This is a genomic window from Rhizobium sp. WCS2018Hpa-16 (assembly GCF_031843705.1).
GTDB classification, from domain to species: domain Bacteria; phylum Pseudomonadota; class Alphaproteobacteria; order Rhizobiales; family Rhizobiaceae; genus Agrobacterium; species Agrobacterium tumefaciens_C.
This window is the reverse complement of record NZ_JAVTIX010000006.1, coordinates 98,307-122,009: the sequence shown is the minus strand read 5'-3', so window position 1 is coordinate 122,009 and position 23,703 is coordinate 98,307. Positions and strand designations below refer to the sequence as shown.

Genomic DNA, 23,703 nt, shown 5'->3' with positions numbered 1-23,703 from the left:
ATGGTCTGTCAGATTTCTTCGTCGTGCAATGGTCGCCACCATTGCGTCGGCTGCTGCCCTTTGCCCATCCGCCATGGCGGCCGCCACGGTCGATGTATCCGTCACGTCGCGTCCGATTGATGTGTTCAAGGTCGGCTCGACCGAGACGCGGTTCGGCAGGCTGGAATTTGTGGGCGGGCTGGTCATGCGCTCGCCCGAACCCTTGTTCGGGGCCATTTCAAGCATTCGCTTCCTGCCGGATGGAGCGAACTTTCTTGCCGTGCTGGATACGGGCCACTGGATGAGTGGTGCCATCGAGCGCGGGGCATCCGGCCTTCTCTCAGGCCTGTCGAACGTTCATATCGACCCGATGCTGGACCGAAATGGGCGCGAAGCCAAGCGCAAGGTGGATATGGATGCCGAAGGGCTCGCCCTTCGTGCAGGAAAGGCCTTCGTCAGCTTCGAACAGCAGCCCCGCATCGATGTCTACCCCTATGAGGGCAGGGCGACGGCAAAGCCGATCGGACGGTTGCCGCATCTCATTCCGGATGGGGAATTCCGCAGCAATGCGGGCATGGAAACGCTTGCCCTATCGCCAACCGATGGTCCTCTGAAGGGCGCGATGGTGACCGTTGCCGAGGCCAGCGTCGATAGCAGAGGTCATCTCCTTGCTGCTGTTCTGGAAGGTCCACGCAAGGGGCTTTTCACCGTTGCAAAGCACAGTGCGTTTTCCGTCACAGACGGGGCGTTCCTGCCCAATGGCGACCTGCTGCTGCTGGAACGCATGTTCGATCTGGCACTCGGTGTCGGCATGCGCATTCGCCTTATTGAAGCCGATTCGATCAAGCCCGGTGCTGTCGTGGATGGTGAGGTTCTGATTCAGGCGGATTTGTCCAATCAGATCGACAATATCGAAGGCATCGATGTCATCAAGGCGGCGGATGGATCAACGCGCCTGATCCTCGTGTCCGACAACAACCACTCCTTCCTGCAGCGAAACATCATGCTGGAATTCAAACTGGCCGATTGAGCCATGGTGCAGGGTAGCAGCTGTGCCTAACGTGCTGCGGCCATATTACAGTAATTTAATCTCCCATCACCTTCCATTTTCAGTGTTTGGCGCGTTAAGTGTGTCAAGGAACAATGATGGTCGCGCGATCGGCTGTTTGCGCATGTATGATTGCAATCGGTTCTGCGCATTGATGCAGCACGCGAGGCTTGTGAGCTATGAATATACTTCCATAACGGGATTTAATGAATGAAGCGTGGAAAATTACATTTCCAGTGATGCTTTAATATTTCATGTTTTCCCTAAATTCAGCTGATCTCTACCCGGATTAACCTCTCCAGAGGACTTCTGCATGAAGTATATTTCATCGCTTGTGGTGGTCGCTGCCATTTCGATCCTCCTCTTCGTCTACCGCAGTGACTTTGTAGCCTACCTTCCGGCCTGGGCGGTCGAGGCTCCCGCAGCATCCGATGGCATCCGCGCATCAAGAGACGGGCCATCCAGGCATGGTGAAAGACGAGGGTCGTCGCAGTCGGGCGCGCGCACGGTGGCCGTAAAGGTTGCTGTCGTCACGTCAGGGTCTTTGCCGGTTGAGCGGGAAACCATCGGCACCATCGTGCCCGTGGCCTCGACCGCCTTGACCAGCCCGATCTCTGGCATTGTGGCAAATGTCCTGGCCAAGGATGGCGCGGAGGTGAAGGCTGGCGATCTCTTGGTTCAGCTGGATGACCGGACGATCAAAGCCAATATTCAGCGTGATGAGGCGCAGCTTGCCAAGGATCAGGCAACGCTGGATGCCGCCAACGCCACCCTCAGCCGCACCGAGACACTGGCGAGAACAGGAGTGGATACGCAGCAGCAGGTCAGTGATGCCAGCACCACGGCCCGGCAGGCCGCCGCCACATTGTTGGTCGATCAGGCCAACATTGCGGCCGATCATGTCACGCTATCGCAAACGCAGATCCGCGCACCTTTTGATGGCAGGCTGGGGGCCGTGCTTTTGTCTGCAGGTGCTTATGTCGCGCCGGGTGCCAATGTTGTGCAACTGACACAGATGAAACCTGTCTATGCCGAGTTCATGCTGCCGGAACCGGACCTCGCGTTGATCCGCGCCACCATGGCCACCAAGAGCCTGTCCGCCACGGTCTCTCCCACCCAGGCAGACGCGAAAAACCACAGTGCAACCGGACCCATCGTCTTCATCGATAACAATGTCGATGCAGCCTCTGGCACCTTCAAACTGCGAATGCTGCTGGAGAACAACGCCGAAGACTTCTGGCCGGGACAGTCGCTGAAAGTGGTAGTCACCGCTGGCATGGCCGACAATCTGGCCGTTGTACCTGTTGTGGCGCTCCAGCCGCAGGCGGGCGGATATGTTTGCTATGTCGTGCGGGCCGACAACACCGTCGAACAGCGCAAGGTAACGGTGGCACTCAGCAATGGTGATCTTACAGGTGTGTCTGCGGGGCTTGCCGAGGGTGAAAAGGTTGTCGTCGAGGGACAGGCCAGCTTGGCCAATGGAAGCCAGGTCACGGTCAAGCAGACGGATGGCGATGCCGTAACCGAGACCCGAATTTCCCAAAACGGTGTCGCGCCATGAACATTTCCGAGATTTTCATCCGTCGCCCGGTCGCGACAATCCTTTTGATGATCGGAGTGGTGCTTGCCGGTTTCTCCGCCTATCGAAACCTGCCCGTCGCCGCGCTGCCGCAGGCGGATTTCCCCACCATCAATGTCTCCGCCCAACTGGCCGGTGCTGCACCGGATACGATGGCAAGTTCGGTGGCGACGCCGCTGATCAAGCAGTTTCAAACAATAGCCGGTATCGATACGATTACCGCAAGCTCATCGCTCGGCAATACCCAGATCACCATCCAGTTCAATCTGTCTCGCAATATCGATGCTGCCGCAGCCGATGTTCAGGCAGCGATTGCGCGAACGCAGCGGCAACTGCCTGATAATATGACATCGCCACCCAGCTACCGGAAAGTGAACCCGGCCGATGCTGCCGTCATCATTCTGGCGCTGACCAGCGATGGTGCCGAGTTGACCAAGATGGACGACCTTGCCGAGAACGTGATTTCCCCGGCTTTGTCCACCATTTCAGGTGTTGCGCAAGCGCAGATATTCGGGGCCAAGACCTATGCGGTGCGTGTGGAGGTCGATCCTGCCAAACTCGCGAGCCGTGGCCTTTCGCTGGACGGGCTTTCCGGCACCCTTGCCGCCGCCAACGACCAGTCCCCCATCGGCACCCTGCAGAATTCATCGCAGGCTCTGACGCTCGATGCCTCCACCCAGCGAACCGATGCGGCCTCGTTCCGCACGCTCATCATTGCCAATCCGGACAATCGTATTGTGCGGCTTCAGGATGTGGCAACGGTGAAGGATAGTGTAGAGGTCGTCAATCAGGGAAGCTGGCTGGATGGTACGCCGGCTATCGTTCTTTCAGTGCAGCGCCAACCCGGTGCAAACACGGTTGCTGTGGTGGATGCCATCAAGGCCAAGCTTCCCGAGTTGCAGGCAAGCCTGCCCGCCAACATGCATATCAATGTCGTCAATGACGCATCCGTCTCCATCCGTGCTGCCGTGGATGATGTCGAGACAACCCTGATGGTCACGCTCGGCCTCGTCATTCTGGTCATCTACCTGTTTTTACGTCAGGTCTGGGCCACGCTTATTCCCGGCCTTGCCGTGCCCCTGTCACTGGTTGCCACCCTGGGTGCCATGTATGCGCTGGGATTTTCCATCGACAACATATCGCTCCTTGGCCTCACGCTCTCGGTGGGTCTGGTGGTGGATGATGCCATCGTGATGCTGGAAAACATCGTCCGCAAGGTTGAGGAGGGCATGCCTCCGTTTCAGGCGGCCATCGAAGGCAGCCGCGAGGTGACTGGCACCATCATCTCCATGTCGATTTCGCTGGTTGCCGTGTTTTTACCCATCCTCCTCATGGGCGGCATCGTTGGACGTGTCCTGAACGAGTTCGGCGTGGTTGTCACGCTGGCGATCATGGCATCGGCAATCGTGTCCCTGACGGTCACGCCCATGCTGGCCGCGCGTCTGCCGCACCACGCACCACCTGAGAACCCCAAAAAGACCATGTTCGACCGGGCAACGGATGCCTATGGTCGTTCTGTCGGCTGGTGCCTTGTTCACAGGCCCGTCGTCATCCTCATGTTTCTGCTCACGCTGGTCGGTTCGGGCTGGATGTTTTCAAGCCTTGCCCGCAGCTTTTTCCCGACCGAGGATCTCGGTTTGCTAACGGTCTCGACGCAGGCGCGACAGGATATTTCCTATAAGGCCATGAGCGGCCTTCAGGCCCAGGCCGCCAGCATATTGTCTGCCGATCCGGCTGTCGCCCACGTCACCTCGACCCTCGGCTCAGGTCCGGGGGGCTCGGCGCTCAACTCCGGCACGCTGCTGGTTCAGCTCAAACCAGCCGACCAGCGCCCGGAACTTCAGGCGACGCTCGGCAGCTTGAGACACTCTCTGGCGGGCATTGCAGGCCTCAAGACCTTTATCACCCCGCAGCAGAGCCTGCGCTTTGGCGGACGCAGCACCCAGAGCCTCTATCAGGTCGTTCTGCAATCCATAGATGCTGGTGCTGCGCGGCAATGGTCGCAAACGCTGGCCGATGCCATGCGGGCAGAGAGCGGCACCTTTGTCGATGTCGCCTCGGATTTGCAGGACAATGCCCTGCAAGCCCATGTCGAGGTCGATAAGGACCGCGCAAACAGCCTGGGCGTTTCCTCACAGTCCCTGCGCAAGACACTGGAAGCAGCCTTTGGCAGCTATGTCGCAACGCAAATTCAAACGACGGGCAACAGCTACGATGTCATTCTGGAATATGACCAGTCTGTTGACTGGACAGAGCAGTCGCTACGTTCATTGCGCGTTGCTTCGTCATCCGGCGCGCTGGTGCCGCTATCGAGTTTTGCCACGATCAGCCGCAAGCCGGGGCCTGTTACGGTGAACCAGACGGGGCAGCTGACATCGGTCACGCTCTCCTTCAACCTGCCCGCTGGCGTGTCGTTGGGCCAAGCCACGCAGCAGCTTGATGCGCTGAAGCAAAAGATCGCGCTTCCATCGACGGTCACGACCAATCTTGCCGGTGCCGCACAAATCTTCAAGCAGACGAGTGACAGCACCGGGCTGCTCATCGGTGCTGCAATCCTCACCATCTACATCGTGCTGGGCGTGTTCTATGAGAGCTTTCTGCATCCGCTGACAATCCTCTCCGGTCTGCCATCTGCCGCCTTCGGCGCGTTGCTGACGCTGAAACTCTTTGGTTTCGACCTGTCGATCATCGCCCTCATCGGTCTTCTGATGCTGATCGGAATCGTCAAGAAGAACGCCATCATGATGATCGACGTTGCGCTGACCTTGCAGCGGGAGGAAAAGATGCCGACGCTTGAGGCGATCCACGAGGCGGCGGTTCGTCGCCTGCGCCCGATCATGATGACAACATTTTGCGCGCTGTTCGGGGCGCTTCCCATCGCTTTGGGAACGGGTGCCAGCTCGGAGCTGCGCCAGCCGCTGGGTATCGCCGTGGTGGGCGGGCTGATTGTTAGCCAGATCCTCACATTGTTCATGACGCCCGTGATCTTCGTGGAGATCGAGCGGTTTTCAGACTTTCTGAAGTTCCTCTTCAGGAAAGACCGGCATCACCCGGAAATGGAGCCGACCGGCGCTTGAGACTATGCTGTACTGGCAACTGGCCCTGACGAATCGGGGCCAGTTGCTTTGAAAAGTTTTAGAGACGGTTCCCGGCTGCATCGAACAGATGGAAGCGGGAGGCGTCCGCTGTGATGGCCATTGTGTCGCCAATCTCGATTGCCGAGCGACCGGCAACACGAAAGACGATCGGGTTCCCGTCCGACATCTCCGCGTGAACATAGCTTTCCGCGCCCACAAGCTCCACGGCTGCGACAGTCACCGGGATATTGAATGGGCTTGCGGATGATGCCTCTGCAATGGTGAGATCCTCAGGGCGTATGCCGATTGTCGCGGCACCGGCAGGAATGCTGCCATTCTCGGGTGCTTTCCACACCTTGCCGTCTAGGGGCAAGAGGTTCATGGAAGGAGAGCCGATGAAGGTGGCGACAAAGGATGTCGCGGGCTTCTCGTAAAGCTCGATGGGCGTTCCGACCTGTTCGATGCGACCGGCATTCAACACAACAAGACGGTCAGCCAGCGTCATTGCTTCCATCTGGTCATGGGTGACGTAGATGCTGGTGGTTGCCAGAGAGCGTTGCAAGCGCCGGATTTCCACCCGCATCTGCACGCGCAGCTTTGCATCCAGATTGGACAGCGGCTCATCGAACAGAAATACGGATGGTTTGCGCACGATGGCGCGGCCCATGGCGACGCGCTGGCGCTGCCCGCCGGACAATTGTCTTGGCTTGCGTTCCAGATATTGCTCGATTTCGAGAGCGCGGGCGGCATCATTGATGCGCCTGTCGATCTCGTCTTTCGGCGTGTTGCGGTTCTTCAGGCCATAGGCCAGATTTTGCCGCACGGTCATATGCGGATAGAGCGCATAATTCTGGAACACCATGGCGATATCCCGTTCCGCCGGTTCCAGATCGTTGACGCGCTTGCCGCCAATATCGACATCGCCGGAACTGATGCTTTCAAGCCCCGCCACCATGCGCAACAGGGTGGATTTGCCGCAGCCGGAAGGGCCGACCAGCACGATCATCTCGCCGTCCTGAATGCTCAGCGATACGCCTTTGATCGCCTCGACATTGCCGCCATAGACCTTGCGAACGTCCTTGAGTTCGATTGTTGCCATTATTTTTCAGTCTCCACCAAGCCTTTGACAAACCAGCGCTGCATCAGCACCACGACGATAACCGGAGGGATGATGGCGAGAATTGCCGTTACCATCACATAATTCCAGGGGGTCGAGGCGTCGGTGAAATCCACCATGCGGCGCAGGCCGATAATGATCGTGTTCATTTCCGCGCGATCCGTCACCAGAAGCGGCCACAGATACTGTGTCCAGCCATAGATGAAGAGGATCACGAACAGGGCCGCTATGTTCGTTGTTGAAAGCGGCAGCAGAATATCGCGCATGAAGCGGAAGGGTCCTGCATTGTCGATGCGGGCTGCCTCCACCATTTCACCGGGAATGGTCAGGAAGAACTGCCTGAACAGGAATGTTGCCGTGGCCGATGCCATGAGCGGCAGGGTCAATCCCGCATAGGTGTTCAACAGGCCAAGATCGACGATCACCTTATAGGTCGGCAGAATACGCACCTCCACCGGCAGCATCAGGGTGATGAAGATCATCCAGAAAAAGCCCATGCGGAAGGGAAAGCGGAAGAAGACGATGGCGAAAGCCGACAGGAACGAAATGATGATCTTGCCTATGGCGATGGCCAGCGCAACCACGAAGCTGTTGAACAGCAGCCGTTCGAGACTGACACCGACCACGCGTTCGACACCACCGGAAATGGCTTCCCCATAATTTTTCGCAAGGTGCCCTGAAGGCAGAAGGGAAAGAGGCGGTCGCAGGATGTCGGTCGATGTCGCTGACGATGCGATGAAGGTGTAATAGATCGGAAAGGCGACGATCACGATGCCGAGGATCAGCATCAGATGCGCCATGAGAGTTGCGATGGGACGGTTCTGGATCATTCTGTTTTCCTCAACCGTAATGCACGCGCCGCTCGACGAAGCGGAACTGGAAGGCCGTCAGCGCAATGACGATCACCATCAGGATAACGGATTGCGCCGCCGATGAACCAAGGTCGAGGTTGACGAAACCGTCATTGTAAACCTTGTAGACCAGCGTCTCCGTGGCCTTTGCCGGCCCGCCACCTGTCACGGAGTGGATGATGCCGAACGTATCGAAGAAGGCATAGACGGTGTTGACCACCAGCAGGAAGAAGGTCGTGGGTGCCAAGAGCGGGAAGATGATGGTCCAGAAACGGCGCGCACCGCGCGCACCATCGATGGCGGCGGCTTCGAGAAGCGATTTTGGAATGGCCTGCAGACCTGCCACGAAAAACAGGAAGTTATAGCTGATCTGTTTCCACGCGGCCGCTGCAACCACCAGCGTCATGGCCTGGTTGCCATTCAGCAGCGGGTCCCAGTCAATGCCGTTTCTGCGCAGGATATAGGCGAAGGTGCCCATTGCCGGGTTGAACATGAACAGCCAAAGCATGCCGGCAACGGCAGGTGCGACCGCATAGGGAATGATCATCATGGTGCGGTAAAAGCCCTTGCCGCGCACCACGAGATCGGCAGCGGTGGCCAGCAAAAGGGCAGCGCCCATGGAGACGAGTGCCGTGGCAATGCTGAAGACGACGGTCACCTGCAACGCATGCAGATAATTCGGATCAGACAGAATGGCGGAGAAATTGTCAAAGCCGACAAAGCGGCTCTGAAGACCGAAGGGGTCCTCACTCATGGCAGATTGATACAGTGCCTGACTGGCGGGCCAGAAGAAAAACACCACGGTCAGCACGATCTGCGGGGCGACCAGAAAATAGGGCAGTATCTTGTTGGGAAAGACGACGCTTTGCAAAGGCGGGCTCCTTTAGAGCATCCGACAGGTCATGTCGGATGTCTCACAATAGTCGGATGCTTGTGTAGTCAGGCGGTGCCGCGCAGTGCACACCGCAATGGTATCATGGCTGCCAGCACCTTTAAGCACCAGCAGCCAGGTTGGTTATCGGCCAACGGCCTGCTTAATGGCCGCATTGCCGCGCTCGACAGCCTTATCAAGCGCTGCCTTGGCATCCTGCTTGCCCGCAAGCATCGTCTCGAACTCTTCGTTCATGATATCGCGGACCTGCGGCAGGTTAACCAGACGAACACCCTTGGAGTTTGCTGTCGGCGGCTTGCCCATCATCTGAAGAAGCGGCGTTTCGCGGGCCGGGTTCTTGCCATAAAAGCCCGATGCCTTGGTGTCTTCATAGGCGGCCAGCGTCACAGGCATGTAGCCTGAAACCTGGTGCAGGCGAGACTGGATCTTGGTCTGCGACAGGAACTGGAAGAACGCCGCCGTGCCCTTGTACTCATCGTCGGACTTGCCGCCGAAGACCCAGAGGCTCGCGCCGCCCGGTATAGTGTTCTGCGGGCGTCCTTCGCCTTCGTAATAAGGCAGCTGGCCGATCCCGTAATTCATGCCGCTCTTGACGATATCGCCGAGGCCGCCGGAGGATTCCGTCAGAATGCCGCATTCGCTTGATGTGAACAGCTGCTTTGCTTCGGATGTTCTGCCGCCGTAACGGAATGTGCCATCCTTGGCCAGATCGGCAATGGCCTGGAAATGCTTGACGAATGGCTCGGAATTGAAGGCCAGCTTGACGTCTGTTCCGGCAAGACCATTTTCATTGCTGCCATAGGACAGGTTGTTCCAGGCGGCAAAGTTTTCGGTCTGGATCCAGGTCAGCCATGTCGAGGTAAAGCCGCAGGGCGCTGCACCGCTGGACTTGATCTTCTTTGCGGCTTCAAACACGGCAGGCCATGTCTTTGGCGGGTTTTCTGCATCCAGCCCGGCCTTTTTGAAAATGTCCTTGTTGTAGTACATGATCGGCGAAGAGGAGTTGTAGGGGAAGGACAGCATGGTGCCGTCAGGCTTGGAATAATAGGAGACGATGCCTGGCAGATAGTCCGCCTTGTTGAAGGTCAGACCGGCTTTTTCCAAAACCTCCGCCACGGGAACAATGGCACCCTGCGCGCCCATCATCACGCCGCTGCCTGCATCAAACACCTGAATGATGGCTGGAGGCTGCTTGGCGCGGAAGGCGGCAATGCCCGCATTCAGCGTTTCCGGGTAGGTTCCCTTGAAGACCGGCAGGACCTTGTAATCCTTCTGGCTTTCGTTGAATTCCTTTGAAAGCTGCTCGACAACCTCATTGTTGGCGCCAGTCATGGCATGCCACCATTGAATTTCCGTGGCGGCCATGGCGCTGGACGCCATCAGCAGTGCAGATGTGGCAACGGTGACCGAAGTGAAGACGGCTTTCATGGAATTTCCTCCCTACCATGAACTGATTTTGGGCGATCATGAATCGCCACGTTCTTCATGATCACTTTCAAACATTAGTCGCAACTGATTTCTGTCATAAAACTGTCACAATAGCTGGCGCGGCAGTGGAAACTGGTGGAAATGCACAGGCAGCCCCTCTTTTTTAGGCGTTTTGTTATCCCGGCTAATATCGTAAGTGAACAGCATCGACAGGGTTGCGGGGTGAAGGGCTGATGGCTGCGAAAGAAAAACTTGATGACAGGGAAAAGCAGACCCATCGCCGGGGCTTTGGTGTTTCCACCGTCTATGAAACGCTCCGCAACGAGATCATCGAACTGAAGCTCGCCCCCGGCAGCCCCATTGACGAGGTGCAGCTTTCCGAACGCTTCGAGCTTTCCAGAACGCCCATCCGTGAGGCTCTGGTCAAGCTGTCTTCCGAGGGCCTGATCACGACGCTCACCAACCGCGCCACGATCGTGTCCCAGATCGACTTTCTTGGCCTGCCGGAATTCTTCGATGCCTTGACGCTGATGTACCGGGTCACCACGCGGCTTGCGGCGGCCCGGCACGAAGAGGCGGATATTCCGCTCATCCTGTCGTCTCAGGCGGCTTTCGAAAGCGCCGTCAACGAGCGCGATGTACTTGGCATGATTTCCACCAACCGAGACTTCCACGTTGCCATCGCCATTGCCGGACGAAACCGCCATTATGCAGAGCTGTTTACCCGTCTGCTGGATGAGGGCAGACGCATTCTGCGGCTCTATTATTCATCGTTCAATGATGTCCTGCCGCGCCACTATGTGACGGAGCATGAGGATATGATCGCCGCCATTATCGAGCGTGATATCGAGAAAGCAGACCGCATCGCCGTTGCTCACGCAGACCAGATCGTCCAGCAGATCCGCTCCTATATCGCTGCCGATACGCGCCAGACCACCAACATGCCGCTTTAAATCGAGCGTTCTCTGGTCATGACGAAGCACCATACTCGTGCTCACGCCATTTGTATTTTATTTGTCGACAGAGATGATGTCCTGTGATATCTCATCTGTCCATGATGGATAGGGCGCGCGCGCCTGAGTTTAAACGAGGCTGAACACATGGCTGATACGATCTTCTCCGGCTGCATCCCCGCTCTCATGACGCCATGCAACCCGGACCGCACACCGGACTTTGACGGTCTGGTAAAGACAGGCAAAGAGCTGATCGCGGCTGGCATGTCTGCTGTTGTCTATTGCGGATCGATGGGTGACTGGCCGCTTCTGACCGATGAGCAGCGCCAGGAAGGCGTGCGTCGCCTTGCCGAAGCGGGCATTCCCGTGATCGTGGGTACCGGTGCCATCAACACCCAGTCGGCGGTCAGCCATGCAGCGCACGCCGCAAAGGTTGGTGCGAAGGGCCTGATGGTCATTCCACGCGTTCTGTCGCGCGGTTCGTCCTCTTCTGCACAGAAGGCGCATTTCTCGGCCATTCTGGAAGCTGCAAACGGCCTGCCCGCGGTGATCTACAACAGCCCCTATTACGGCTTTGCCACCCGCGCCGACCTGTTCTTCGACCTGCGGTCGCGCTATTCCAACCTGATCGGCTTCAAGGAATTTGGCGGCAAGGCGGATATGACCTATGCGGCTGAAAACATCACCGCAGGCGATGATGATCTGACCTTGATGGTGGGTGTGGATACCGGCGTCTACCACGGTTTCGTCAATTGCGGCGCAGGCGGTGCCATCACCGGCATCGGCAACGCGCTGCCACGTGAGGTTCTCCACCTCGTTTCGCTGTGCGAAAAAGCCGCCAAGGGCGATGCCGCGGCGCGCCGTGAGGCGCTTGAGCTCGAAGAAGCTCTCACCGTGCTGTCGTCCTATGATGAAGGCCCGGATCTGGTGCTTCACTACAAATATCTGATGGTGCTGAACGGTGCCGAGGAATATTCGCTGCATTTCAACGAGAGCGACGAACTCAGCGCTTCGCAGCGCCGCCAGCTGGAAAGCCAGTACGCGCTGTTCAAGGCCTGGTACGCTTCGCGTTATCCGAACTGATACTGTCGATTGCTCAAATGAAAAATGCGCCCGGTGGGGCGCATTTTTTGTTTGTTGTGCAACTTCAGTGCGCTCAGGCGACGGCCATTTCCTCGAAATCCGCCGGCTCCCTTTCGGTCAGATAGTCGACAAGATCCTTGATCGTGACGAGGTGAAGCCCGTGGCGTGCGGCAAACACCTTCAGTTGAGGTAGCCGTGCCATGGTGCCATCATCATTGGCCACTTCACAAATCGTGCCGCTCGGGAACCTGCCCGCAAGGCGGCACAGATCGACCGCTGCTTCCGTATGGCCGGTGCGGCCAAGGACGCCGAGGGGATTGGCGCGCAGCGGAAAGATATGGCCAGGCCGGGCAAAATCGTCAGGTTTTGCGTCAGCCGATACCAGGGCACGAACCGTCTTGGCACGGTCACTGGCGGAAATTCCCGTCGTGGTGCCGGGAATATAGTCCACGGAAACGGTAAAGGCCGTTTTGTGGAACTCCGTGTTGCGGGGCACCATCAGGGGAATATCCAGCTCATCCAGCCTTTCGCCGGGCATGGCCACACAGATCAAGCCACGCGCATGGTTCATCATGAAAGCAACCTGCTCAGCGGTTATGCTGTCAGAGGCAACGATAATGTCGCCTTCGTTTTCGCGGTCCTCATCATCCACCACGATGACCATGTCACCGCGTGCAATGGCTGCCACCGCCTCTTCAATTTTGGAAATAGTCATGTCTTGCCTTTCAAGGGTTATGCTGTTGCCAGCACTTTCGCGTTTTTTCAAAACGCCAAATCTCCCTTGGGCGAACAACGCAACGCTCCCCCGCTGCGTGCAGGAGAGGCCACCTTGTTCTCTTCCATCCGGACTATACCGTCGGCTCCGGCATCTCACCGGATCTGCTGACCTTCCGGCCAGGCCGGAAGCGCTCGCGGGCTCCGGGAAAAATCCCGATACCGCCGGTGGGGAATTGCACCCCGCCCTGAGAACAGATCGAGCATATGGCAAGGAATAGCCGCGAGGCAAGGGGCAAAGATTGCCTGCGAAGCGGCATTACGGAAATGAATTTGCGCGGGCTAGGGTGGCGTACCGTTTATCGCCCTGCCTTCTTTTTATCAGAAAGATGCCGATCTCTGAATTTTCCTCTTGCAGCTCTAGTGGCTGTAGGTCGTAGCACTGGTGTCGTGAACAAGGGAAACACGATATGAGCGCGTCATTGCAGACCAGATTTCGGGTAGAGGGAATGGACTGCGCATCCTGCGCAGCCAAGATCGACACGGCGGTGCGCCGCATGTCGGGCGTCGAAGATGTCTCCGTCTCCGTCACATCAGGCACCATGACCGTCAGCCATGATCCGACAAGCGATCTGGCCGCCATCGGCAGACAAGTGACGGGCCTCGGTTATGACGCTACGCAACTTCCATCTGGTGCAGCCGTAAAACCTGATGCCGCGCATCAACACGGGCCTGGCTGTTCTCATGACCACCACGATCACAAGAAGCCGGAAGGGGCGGCGGCACCGGTCGAAGGCTTGCACGGTCACGATCATGGGCCTTCCACAGGTCGCTGGTGGAACAGCAAAAAGGGGCGTGCAACCATTCTGGCAGGCGTGACGCTTGCTGTGGCCTATGGTGTCGGGCATCTGTTTCCGCCCATTCAGATCTATGCCTTTACGCTGGCGATGCTGGTTGGTCTGGTGCCGATTGCGCGCCGGGCCTTCATCGCTGCCCGTGCCGGAACGCCGTTTTCCATTGAAATGCTGATGACGATTGCGGCGATCGGTGCGCTTGCCATCAATGCCACGGAAGAGGCCGCAGCGGTTGTCTTTCTGTTTCTGGTGGGTGAGCTGCTGGAAGGCGTGGCGGCGGGCAAGGCGCGAGACAGCATCAAGTCCCTCGCCGCACTCGTTCCCAAAACCGCCCTGCTGGAAGAAGAGGGGCAGACGCGTGAGGTGAAGGCCGAGACCCTCGCCATCGGCTCCGTCATTCTCGTTCGCCCCGGCGACCGCATCTCGGCAGATGGCGTCATTCTCTCAGGAGACAGTGCCGTGGACGAAGCGCCGGTGACGGGAGAGAGCGTGCCGGTCAACAAGGGGCCAGATGATCTCGTCTTTGCCGGTACGGTCAACGGCAATGCTGCTCTGCGCGTTCGGGTAACAGCGACGGCTGAGGACAACACCATTGCCCGTGTCGTGAAACTCGTGGAAGAAGCGCAGGAGAAGAAAGCGCCGACCGAGCGTTTCATTGACCGCTTCTCCACCTATTACACGCCAGCGGTCGTTGCCATCGCGGCCCTTGTTGCCATCCTGCCGCCCTTGTTTCTTGGCGGTGACTGGAATGAATGGATATACAAAGGGCTTGCCATTCTTCTGATCGGATGCCCCTGCGCGCTGGTTATCTCGACACCCGCCGCCATCGCCGCATCTTTGTCTGCCGGTGCAAGGCGCGGCCTTCTCATGAAAGGCGGCGCTGTGCTGGAAGGGCTTGGCAAGCTGACCGCCGTTGCCCTCGACAAGACCGGAACCCTGACCGAAGGAAAGCCTGTCGTCACCGATATCGTGCCGTACGAGTTTGCTCAGGCGGACATCCTGCGTCTGGCAGCCGCACTCGAAACAGGCTCCAGCCATCCGCTCGCACTTTCCATTCTCGCCAAGGCCAAGGAAGAGGGCATCACCATTCCATCCGCCTCGGATGCCAAGGCGCTGGGCGGCAAGGGCGTGACGGCTGTCGTTGAGGGGCGGGAAGTATTTCTGGGTTCTCCCAAAGCTGCCAGCGACCTTGTTCACATTCCCGAACAGCATCTGAAGACTATTTCGGCGCTGAATGATGAGGGCAAGACGGTTTCCGTTCTGATTGCTGGCGGCCATCTGGCCGGTGCCATTGCCATGCGTGATGAGCCGCGCGCGGATGCTGTGCAGGGGCTGGCAATGCTGAAGGAGAGCGGCGTCAAGATCATCATGCTGACCGGCGATAACAAGCGCACGGCGGATGCCATCGGCCAGACACTCGGCATTGAGGTGCGCGCCGAGTTGATGCCGGAGGACAAGCAGCGAATCGTGGGTGAGTTGAAGGCTGCGGGCTATGTGGTCGGCAAGGTTGGCGATGGCATCAATGATGCACCGGCGCTGGCGGCGGCTGATATCGGCATTGCCATGGGTGGCGGCACGGATGTGGCGCTGGAAACGGCGGATGCCGCTATTCTGCATGGCCGCGTCAGCGATGTCGCGCACATGATCGCGCTTTCCAAACGCACAATGCGCAATATCAGGCAGAACATAGCGATATCGCTTGGTCTGAAAGCCGTGTTTCTGGTCACGACCATCCTTGGCATCACAGGCCTATGGCCCGCGATCCTTGCAGATACCGGCGCCACCGTTCTGGTCACCATCAACGCGCTGCGCTTGCTGCGCAACCCGGCAGCGTAAAGTGTGAGAGCCCGCAATGATATTTGCGGGCTCTCAGATGTTCGTTATTTCGTCCAGATGGAAACGGCCTGCGGTTCCAGCACGTTCTCTCCCAGCACAATCTTCACACCGGCAGGGACCGTCCACGCCTCGGTGCCATAGTTGAAGGCGAAGGTGAGGTTGCCGCGGCGACGGATGCGAATCGTATCCGGCAAGGGCATTGTATCGAGACCGGCTTTCTCTGCAGCCAGCGCAAGCACGCTGGAAAGCAGTTCCTCATCGGCCCAGCAGGCCAGATAGAGCATATTGCTACTCTGCGTCAGTGCCGGATCGCCATTTTCGAAACGGGCCAGCACCTCTGCCGAGGTCTGCACCGTTTCACGCCAACGGATGGCCGCACCGGAGACAGCACCTGAAACGGCGTCGGAAAGACCGGGCCGCAGGGTCGAAACCTGAATGACGCGGTTCCCGGTGCGTTGGCCCAGCGGACCGGGTGGCAGGTTTTTCGGGATCACGAAGTTGCGGTCGCGAGAGCCGGTCCGTGCGCCGATGACGATGTGGCCGGTGGCCTTGGAAAGGGCGGCTTCGGTGGCAACATCGACTTCCGTCATGCAAGGAACGACGACAAGTGCATAGCCTTCGAGACTATCGCCGGGGCGAACGAAATCGATATCGAGGCCGAGGCGGCGAAGGCTTTCATACCAGCGGAAGCAAAGCTCCTCGTAGCGGAAGTCCTTGGCCTGCGGCTGGATCATCGTTGTCCAGTAGCTCTGATAGTCGAACACCAGCGCCACATGGGCCTTTTCGCTGGCCGGCAGGTCTGCCAAAGCCTTCAGCTCTTCGCCAACCCTCTGCGCCTCCAGCCCGCCGGGCGATAGTTCGTCCAGACCCGACATATTGAGGCCCGCATGCATCTGCTCCTGCGCAAAGGGTGCCTGACGCCAGCGGAAATAGCTGACGACTTCTGCGCCATGGGCAAGCGCTTCCCATGTCCAGAGCCGCACCATTCCCGGCTTCGGCACCGGGTTCCACGGGGCCCAGTTCACCGGTCCGGGCTGCTGTTCCATTACCCAGAAACGGCCCTTGCCAACGCCACGATAGAGATCATGGTGATAGGGGGCAATATCGGGGTGGGATGTCTCCGCCCAGCGATTGCGCTCCTCTTCCGTGAAGGGAAACTTTTCGACAAAGCCGATCGGGTAGCTGTCCCAGGATGCGAGATCCAGATTGTCGCCAACCTTGAAGTGGTCGAAATCCGACACGAAACCCATGAAATTGTGGGTGATCCAGCGATCTGGCGAGTGCTTGCGGATAATATCGCATTGCATCTTGTCGTATGCGGCAACCTGATCGGATTGGAAGCGCCAGAAATCCAGCCGGGTTGCCGGGTTGGGTTCCGTCACCGTCAGGTTCGGCAGCCGCACATCATCGAAACTCTTCAGCTCCATCGACCAGAAAACAGAGCCCCAGGCTTCGTTCAGCTGCTGCGGCGATTGATAGCGCAGCCGCAGCCATTGCTTGAACTGCTTGAGGTCTTCGGCACCCCATGATGCGGTCGTATCATGGCAGCCATATTCATTGTCCGTCTGCCAGCCCACGAGGCCGGGATGCGCGCCATAACGCTGCGCAATAATCTCGACAATGCGTGCGCTTTCGCGCCACCATGTCTGTGACGAGAAGGTGTAATGCCGACGCGAGCCAAAGCCGCGCACCTTGCCGTCTTCGTCATAGGGCAGAATGTCGGGATGCTCATCCACCAGCCATTTCGGTGGCGTGGCGGTTGGTGTTCCCAAAACGACCTTGAGGCCAGCGGCATGGAGCACGTCCATTGCGCGGTCCAGCCAACCGAAATCGAATTCCCCACGCGCAGGCTCAAGCCGCGACCAGGCAAACTCACCAATGCGTACGAAGGAAATGCCAAGCTCGCGCATGCGGCGTGCGTCTTCAGCCCAACGGCTTTCGTCCCAGTGCTCTGGATAATAACATACGCCCAGCATTATCGCGTCAAATCCCCATTGATGATGGCATGGCCCTGCTCGTCAAAGACGTGGCATGCCTTGGCATTGATACCGAGTTTCAGTGTGTCGCCCGGCTTGGCGCTGGCCAGACCGTCGGCCTTGACCGAGATTTCCGAGCCATCCGCCAGTTCCACGAAGAACAGCGTTTCCGAGCCGAGATATTCCGCAAGCCGCACCGTGCCTTCCAGCACCACATCGCCCTCGCCACTGGCGCTGATGTGCTCGGGGCGGATGCCGAAGCTTGCATTGCTGAGCGTAGCCGTGTTGGGGGCATCGAGCGCAAGCGTCGCGCCGCCCGGCAGCGTCAGCGCGATTTTGCCGTCCTGGTTTGCTGCGGGCACTTTCAGCACATTCATCTTCGGCGAGCCGATGAAGCCAGCCACGAAGAGGTTTGCCGGACGGTGGTAAAGCTCAAGCGGCGATCCCACCTGCTCGATCTTGCCCGCAGACAGAACCACGATCTTGTCCGCCATGGTCATGGCTTCCACCTGATCATGCGTCACATAGATCATCGTTGCCTTCAGATCCTTGTGCAGCTTGGAAAGCTCGCCGCGCATCTGCACGCGCAAGGCCGCATCCAGGTTGGACAGCGGCTCATCGAAAAGGAAGACTTCCGGGTTGCGAACGATGGCCCGGCCAATGGCCACACGCTGGCGCTGCCCGCCGGAAAGCTGGCCCGGCTTGCGCTTCAAAAGCGGTTCAAGCTGCAACATTTTTGCGGCGTGTGCCGTGCGCTCGGCAATCATATCCTTCGCATGGCCGGTCATTTTTAGCCCGAAGCCGATGTTTTCAGCCACCGTCATGTGCGGGTAAAGCGCATAGGACTGGAAAACCATGGCCACACCCCGCTCCGAGGGTCCAATCTTCGTCATGTCCTTGCCGCCGATGGAAAGCGCGCCGGAGGATATTTCCTCAAGACCGGCAATCATTCGCAACAGGGTGGATTTTCCGCAGCCGGATGGGCCGACGAAGACGCAGAATTCGCCATCCTTCACGTCGAGATCGACGCCCTTGATGACGCTGAGAGCGCCAAACTCTTTCTTGACGTTGCGCAGGCTTACGTCAGCCATTGATCTTGCCTCCCTTGACAGGTTCCAGTTCGAGGAGCAGCGCGCTTTCCGGTTTCAGCATCGGCAATGGCAGGCCTGCAAGGCCCACGCTGGAAAGCTCGAAGCTGATATCGCCGGAGAGCAGCTTTGTCTGGCCCTCGGAGATGCGAATGAATTCCGGTTTTACCGGAAGTGAATTTGTGATCTTCCAGGTGCCGCCCAGCTCGGTCACGCTGGCTGGCAGTTTCAGCGGTGCCGGTTGCTCGCCCACCATCTGCGGCCCCTGCGCAATGATGACGACGATCTTGTCGGCACTCGCCGTGCCCCAGACGTAACGCCCGTCCACAGGCTCCAGACGGAAATTCGCCTCTGGCGCATGCAGCAGGGCGCGAAGCCGCTTGTAGGTTTCGATGTAGAGTTTCAGCTCGCTGCGCTCTGACGTTGTCAGCTCCAGCGGGTTGAGCTCGACGCCGAGATGATAGGCCATGGCCACCAGCGCCCGGAAGGCCAGCGTATGGCGTCGTCCCGTCTGGTGGTTGGGGGAGGCGGAGATGTGGCTTCCGAGAATTTCTGGCGGCACGAACAGTGATGCGCCACGCTGAATTTCCAGCCGCTCCAGAGCGTCGGTGCAATCGGATGTCCAGACCCGGTGGGTGCGGGCCAGAACGCCAAAGTCGATGCGGCCGCCGCCTGAGGCGCAGCTTTCGATTTCGACATTGGGATGCGCCTTGCGCACGCGGTCCATCAGCGCATAGACGGCGCGGGTCTGGGCAGAGGTTTTCACCCTGCCGTCCCGCCCGCCCGCATGGGTCAGGTCGCGGTTCATATCCCACTTCACATAGGAAACGTCATGGTTTGCAAGGACAGCGTCGATCTTGGCAAACAGGTAGTCGGAAACCTCTTGCCGTGTCAGGTCGAGCACAAGCTGGGTGCGCGATTGCAGCAGCGGGCGTCCGTCGATCTGCAAGGCCCAGTCCGGGTGCTTCTTGTAAAGCTCCGATACCGGGTTGATCATCTCAGGCTCGAACCAGATGCCAAACTGCATGCCAAGACCGGTCACGTGGTCCACCAGCGGCTTCAGCCCATCTGGATATTTGCGGGCATCGATATCCCAGTCGCCGAGGCTTGTCGTGTCGTCGTCACGCTTGCCGAACCAGCCATCATCCAGCACGAAACGCTCGATGCCGACCTCTGCCGCAGCCGTTGCCTGCGCCTTCAGAGAGTCCATCTTGTGGTCGAAGTAGTTGCCTTCCCAGGTGTTCAGCGTCACCGGCCGTGGAGACATTTTTCCACCCGGCCAGTCCAGAAGTTCACCGCGCACGAAGGCATGAAATGCCTGCGTATCAGGTCCGGCATAGGCAACGGGGCTCTGATAGGTTTCGCCGGATGCGAGAATGACCTCGCCTGGCTCGAACAATTCGCCCATATGGATCAGCCGCTGGCCATCATCCGTGCGGTCGATGACAACATGGTGGTTGCCGCTCCATCCGAGCGTCACGCCGAAGCGTTGCCCAGCGGTTTCGACAAAGATCATCGGAAAACGATCATGCGATGTGCGCCCGCGTCGGCTTTCCTGAGACCAGATGCCGTTGCCGAGAACTTCCTTGCGCGTCTGGAACTCACGTCCCCACATGCCGGTGAAGCTCGTCAGTTCCGTTTCGCCCGCCGGTGCCGCAAAGGTGGCCGCCATGCAGCGATCCAGCTGGTAATCAGTGTCTGCGCGGTTGGTCAGCGCGGTGGACATGGAGATCAGCCCGGACGCCTGCTCGGTCAGGGTGATTGCAATATCGATTTTCGCCACGGCGTCATGACCGCGCAGCGTCGTTGCATTTCCTGCGGGTTCCACCTTCCACGCGCCGAACTGCAGCGTGAAATCACGCCCCTGCCGGTGGCCCGATATGGCGGGCCAGCCGAAAAAGCCCATTCCACCTGTTGGCAGCAGCACCGATGATGGCACAGCCACGTCCATGCCGTTCACCCGGCTGGAACGCTCAATGTCGAACAGTGGATCGGCAGAGGTTGCCGCTGTTGCAAAAGAAAGAATTTCCGGCATGCCGAGTTCGGGCAGGCGAAGGTTCAGCGTGAAGCTTTCTTTGCCGATTGTGATGATATGGCTCATCCCTTGGTCGCTCCCAGTGTCAGTCCGGCAATGAAGTGCTTTTGCATGATGAAGAACATGGCTACGGGCGGCAGGGCTGCCACCAGCGAGCCTGCCGAAACCAGATGCCAGGCGGCAACCCATTGTCCGTTCAGCGAATAGAGACCGGCGGTAACCGGCATGGCGTGCTGTCCCTGCACCAGAACGGTGGCCCAGAAATAATCATTCCAGACGAAGGTGAAGACCAGCACCGATAGTGCCGCAATGGCCGGGCGCATCAGCGGCAGCACGATGTGGCGGAATATTCTCCACTCCGAAACGCCTTCGACACGGGCGGATTCGATCAGCGCAAAGGGCAGGCCCTTGATGAAGTTGCGCATGAACAGCGTGCAGAACCCGGTCTGGAAGGCAACATGGAACAGCACAAGGCCCATCGTCGTGTCGTAAAGACCGGCCCGCAGCGTCATGTCACGCACCGGCACCATCAGGATCTGGAACGGAATGAAGTTGCCAGCCACGAACATGAAGAACAGCAGCAGGTTGGCCTTGAACTTGTAGACCGCCAGCGCAAATCCGGTGAGGCAGGAGAGCGCGACTGCGCCGATGACGGTCGGGATCGTGACCTTGAACGAGTTCAGGATATAGAGCCCAATCGGGGAATCCCTAAAGACTGCCGTATAGTTCTCAACGCCCGCAAAACCGGAAGGCATGCCGAAGTAATTGCCGGCGGCAAAATCGCCTGCCGGTCTGACGGAGGTAATCGCCACGCCGATCAGTGGTAGCAGCCAGAGAATAAGCGCAATCGGCAGTATGATCTTGTAGCCCCAGCGAATGAAAGGTGAGGCTGTCTGAATAGGTGCGGGGAACATCAGGAATTCCTTTCCTGGCTCAGCATGCGCACGATGAAGAGCGTAATGAAGATCATCATGATGAGGAAGAGAACGACGGCGATGGCTGCGCCATAACCCATGCGGAAACCATATTCCGAAAGCGCCTGCTCATACATGAAGTAGGACAGTACCGAGCTGGAGCCATAGGGGCCGCCAGCGGTCATGACGGAGACGAGGTCGAAGGAGCGCAGCGAGCCGATGACTGTCACGACCATGGCGATGAAGGTTGCGGGCGCCAGTTGCGGCAGAATGATGTTCCACAACAGCTTGAAACCCTTGGCGCCATCCATGCGCGCGGCTTCCACCTGCTCTGGATTGATGTTGTTGAGGCCCGTTAGATAAAGGATCATGCAATAGGCCGTCTGCGGCCAGAGACCAGCAACGATGATGCCGTAGGTCACGAAACGCTCGTCGGCGAGAATGGCGATCTGCTCGCCGGTCAGCCATTCCAGAAGCTTCGAAAACAGACCGAAATCCGGGGCGTAGAACCAGGTAAACATCAAGCCGACGACGACCTGACTGATGACGAAGGGGAAGAAGAACAGCGATTTGTAGAGCCGGATGCCGCGCACATTCTGGTTCAGGAACAGCGCCACCGCCAAACCCGCAGGAATGGACAGGAGATACAGCACCAGCCAGATGATGTTGTTTTTCAGCGAGACGTAGAATGTATCGTCCTGAAGCAGCTCGGCATAATTGCCAAAGCCAATCCAGCTCATCTCACCCATGCCGTCCCAGTCATGAAAACTGATCCAGATGGATTCGAAAATTGGCACCAGAACGTAGAGGACAAACATCAACAGGCCGGGGGCGAGAAAGAGCCAGGGGGCTAGTTTTTGTTGATTGCGCTTCCAGAAACTGGGCGATGGTGAAACGGCGTTGCTCACGGCGGCACCTTTGGAAAATATATATATAAGAGAGCGGCCGGGTGCCTGGGCAGTGCCTCTTATGGCACCCGGAGCTGGGAGGAAGGGGTATTATTTATAGACGCGGGCGCGAACTTTTTCGAGACGTGCCAGAATGGCGTCGATCTTGTCCGGCTTGACCATGAATTCCTGGAAGCCTTCCATGCCGACCTTTGCCATTTCCGCCTGTGCGTCGCGGTCGTAGAACTGCGCGATGGCGGTTGCCTTGGACAGCATCTCGAAGCCAGCCAGAAGGAACGGGTCCGTTGGCTTTTCCGCCTTGTTGTTCACAGGCAGCTGCCCCATCGTCGCGTTCATTTTCGACTGCGCTTCCGGTGATGCGACATAAGCGAGGAATTTCTTCGCATCATCCTTGTTCTTCGCACCCTTCGGAATGTGGAACGTGTCGGTCGGTGCCTCCTCGGCAACGGGAAGACCAGCAGTGATTTCCGGGAAGGGCAGGAAGCCGATCTGCTCTTCTTTCAGTCCCCCATTCTTGAAGGTGGCAACCGCGAAGTTGCCCATCAGATACATGGCGGCCTTGCCCTGCACCAGCTGTGGAACGGCATCCTGCCAGTCGATTGCGGCATGGTTTTCAATGAAGTAGCCCGGCTTGACCAGTTCGGCCCACTTCTCGAACACGGCCTTTACGCGCTGGTCGGTATAGGGAACCTTGCCCGATGTGAGTTCCATATGGAAATCATAGCCGTTGATGCGCAGGTCGAGATAGTCGAACCATCCAGCCGTTGGCCAAAGGGCCTTGGTGCCGATGGTGAATGGCGTGATGCCAGCGTCTTTCAGCTTCTTCGATGCAGCGAGAAGCTCATCCCAGGTCTTGGGTGGGGTGATGCTTTGGCTCTGGAAGATGTCTTTGCGGTAGTAGATGCCCCACTGGTAGTAGGTGTAGGGAACGCCCCACTTCTTGCCGTCAGTCGTCATGGAAGGGGAGGCAGACTTCAGCTGCTCTTCAAGGCCATTGGCCGTCCACACATCGGTAACATCTTCGAAAAGACCAGCCTTGACGAAAGGCTCCATGCGGTTGCCGGCGTACCATGCAACGACATCAGGCGCATCTGCAGTCAGAAAGTTGCGAATGGCAGATTTGAAGCCCTCGTGGTCGAAGTTGTTCCACTTCACCGTAACGCCGGGGTTTGCCTTCTGGAAGTCTGCGATCAACTCTTCCATGGCCTTCTTCGGCACGGGGTCCGAGTGGTCGGAGTTGATGGTGATCTCGCCAGCGAAGGCGGACGAAAACAGCGCTACCGACAGAGCAAGTCCGCTGAGGCTTTTCAAAAGGGTCATGTGTTTCCTCCCTATGACCGTGACACATTGCCGTGGAGACCGTGAACCAAA

At 58.3% G+C, this 23,703-nt stretch carries 17 protein-coding genes and 1 riboswitch; of the genes, 6 read left to right on the top strand and 11 right to left on the bottom strand.

Annotated elements, in window-relative coordinates; all coding sequences use genetic code 11:
* The first annotated feature begins 28 nt into the window (after positions 1-28).
* The 3 genes from RQI55_RS17485 (at position 29) to RQI55_RS17475 (ending at position 5,683) form a co-directional block, all read left to right on the top strand.
* Positions 29-1,009 (top strand): esterase-like activity of phytase family protein, encoded by a 981-nt coding sequence (locus RQI55_RS17485; RefSeq protein ID WP_042616870.1) that lies wholly within the window; start codon positions 29-31, stop codon positions 1,007-1,009.
* A 331-nt stretch (positions 1,010-1,340) separates the two neighbouring features.
* Positions 1,341-2,588 (top strand): efflux RND transporter periplasmic adaptor subunit, encoded by a 1,248-nt coding sequence (locus RQI55_RS17480; protein WP_311273034.1) that lies wholly within the window; start codon positions 1,341-1,343, stop codon positions 2,586-2,588.
* Positions 2,585-5,683 carry an efflux RND transporter permease subunit gene (locus RQI55_RS17475; RefSeq protein WP_311273033.1) on the top strand — a complete coding sequence of 1,033 codons (3,099 nt, stop codon included), beginning with the start codon at positions 2,585-2,587 and terminating at the stop codon, positions 5,681-5,683. The genes RQI55_RS17480 and RQI55_RS17475 overlap by 4 nt, the downstream gene beginning before the upstream one ends.
* Before the next feature lie 58 nt (positions 5,684-5,741).
* Here RQI55_RS17475 and RQI55_RS17470 read toward each other — a convergent pair whose 3' ends face one another.
* The 4 genes from RQI55_RS17470 to ugpB all read right to left on the bottom strand — a co-directional run bounded on the left by RQI55_RS17470 (position 5,742) and on the right by ugpB (position 9,971).
* Positions 5,742-6,782: a sn-glycerol-3-phosphate import ATP-binding protein UgpC gene (locus RQI55_RS17470; RefSeq protein ID WP_311273032.1), complete on the bottom strand. Its 1,041-nt coding sequence runs from the start codon at positions 6,780-6,782 to the stop codon at positions 5,742-5,744.
* Positions 6,782-7,630 (bottom strand): sn-glycerol-3-phosphate ABC transporter permease UgpE, encoded by an 849-nt coding sequence (ugpE, locus tag RQI55_RS17465; protein WP_311273031.1) that lies wholly within the window; start codon positions 7,628-7,630, stop codon positions 6,782-6,784. Before ugpE ends, RQI55_RS17470 begins: the two co-directional genes overlap by 1 nt.
* A 10-nt stretch (positions 7,631-7,640) precedes the next feature.
* Complete coding sequence (ugpA, locus tag RQI55_RS17460; RefSeq protein WP_042616874.1) at positions 7,641-8,522, bottom strand: sn-glycerol-3-phosphate ABC transporter permease UgpA; 882 nt, start codon at positions 8,520-8,522, stop codon at positions 7,641-7,643.
* 144 nt (positions 8,523-8,666) lie between these two features.
* On the bottom strand, positions 8,667-9,971 hold the full coding sequence (ugpB, locus tag RQI55_RS17455; protein ID WP_311273030.1) for a sn-glycerol-3-phosphate ABC transporter substrate-binding protein UgpB: 1,305 nt from the start codon (positions 9,969-9,971) through the stop codon (positions 8,667-8,669).
* A 233-nt stretch (positions 9,972-10,204) separates the two neighbouring features.
* On the opposite strand from ugpB, the gene RQI55_RS17450 reads away from it, so the two are divergent.
* A complete protein-coding gene (locus tag RQI55_RS17450; protein WP_311273029.1) occupies positions 10,205-10,924 on the top strand; it encodes a GntR family transcriptional regulator in 720 nt (239 codons plus the stop codon).
* 147 nt (positions 10,925-11,071) lie between these two features.
* Positions 11,072-12,007 (top strand): dihydrodipicolinate synthase family protein, encoded by a 936-nt coding sequence (locus tag RQI55_RS17445; RefSeq protein ID WP_311273028.1) that lies wholly within the window; start codon positions 11,072-11,074, stop codon positions 12,005-12,007.
* Between the two features lie 73 nt (positions 12,008-12,080).
* Here RQI55_RS17445 and ribB read toward each other — a convergent pair whose 3' ends face one another.
* Positions 12,081-12,722, bottom strand: a complete 642-nt coding sequence (ribB, locus tag RQI55_RS17440; RefSeq protein WP_311273027.1) for a 3,4-dihydroxy-2-butanone-4-phosphate synthase — start codon at positions 12,720-12,722, stop codon at positions 12,081-12,083.
* A gap of 112 nt (positions 12,723-12,834) precedes the next feature.
* Positions 12,835-12,981, bottom strand: a riboswitch (FMN riboswitch).
* 210 nt (positions 12,982-13,191) lie between these two features.
* Here ribB and RQI55_RS17435 point away from each other — a divergent pair.
* Complete coding sequence (locus RQI55_RS17435) at positions 13,192-15,411, top strand: heavy metal translocating P-type ATPase (protein ID WP_311273026.1); 2,220 nt, start codon at positions 13,192-13,194, stop codon at positions 15,409-15,411.
* A 44-nt stretch (positions 15,412-15,455) separates the two neighbouring features.
* Here the strand turns inward: RQI55_RS17435 and RQI55_RS17430 are convergent, their stop codons facing one another.
* From RQI55_RS17430 to RQI55_RS17405, 6 genes are all read right to left on the bottom strand, one after another.
* Positions 15,456-17,387: a beta-galactosidase gene (locus RQI55_RS17430; RefSeq protein WP_311273025.1), complete on the bottom strand. Its 1,932-nt coding sequence runs from the start codon at positions 17,385-17,387 to the stop codon at positions 15,456-15,458.
* Positions 17,387-18,478, bottom strand: a complete 1,092-nt coding sequence (locus RQI55_RS17425; RefSeq protein WP_311273024.1) for a sn-glycerol-3-phosphate ABC transporter ATP-binding protein UgpC — start codon at positions 18,476-18,478, stop codon at positions 17,387-17,389. Before RQI55_RS17425 ends, RQI55_RS17430 begins: the two co-directional genes overlap by 1 nt.
* Positions 18,471-20,576: an alpha-galactosidase gene (locus RQI55_RS17420; protein ID WP_311273023.1), complete on the bottom strand. Its 2,106-nt coding sequence runs from the start codon at positions 20,574-20,576 to the stop codon at positions 18,471-18,473. Before RQI55_RS17420 ends, RQI55_RS17425 begins: the two co-directional genes overlap by 8 nt.
* On the bottom strand, positions 20,573-21,424 hold the full coding sequence (locus RQI55_RS17415; protein ID WP_311273022.1) for a carbohydrate ABC transporter permease: 852 nt from the start codon (positions 21,422-21,424) through the stop codon (positions 20,573-20,575). Before RQI55_RS17415 ends, RQI55_RS17420 begins: the two co-directional genes overlap by 4 nt.
* Positions 21,424-22,332 (bottom strand): sugar ABC transporter permease, encoded by a 909-nt coding sequence (locus RQI55_RS17410; protein ID WP_311273021.1) that lies wholly within the window; start codon positions 22,330-22,332, stop codon positions 21,424-21,426. Before RQI55_RS17410 ends, RQI55_RS17415 begins: the two co-directional genes overlap by 1 nt.
* Before the next feature lie 90 nt (positions 22,333-22,422).
* Positions 22,423-23,652 (bottom strand): extracellular solute-binding protein, encoded by a 1,230-nt coding sequence (locus RQI55_RS17405; RefSeq protein ID WP_311273020.1) that lies wholly within the window; start codon positions 23,650-23,652, stop codon positions 22,423-22,425.
* Positions 23,653-23,703: the final 51 nt, after the last annotated feature.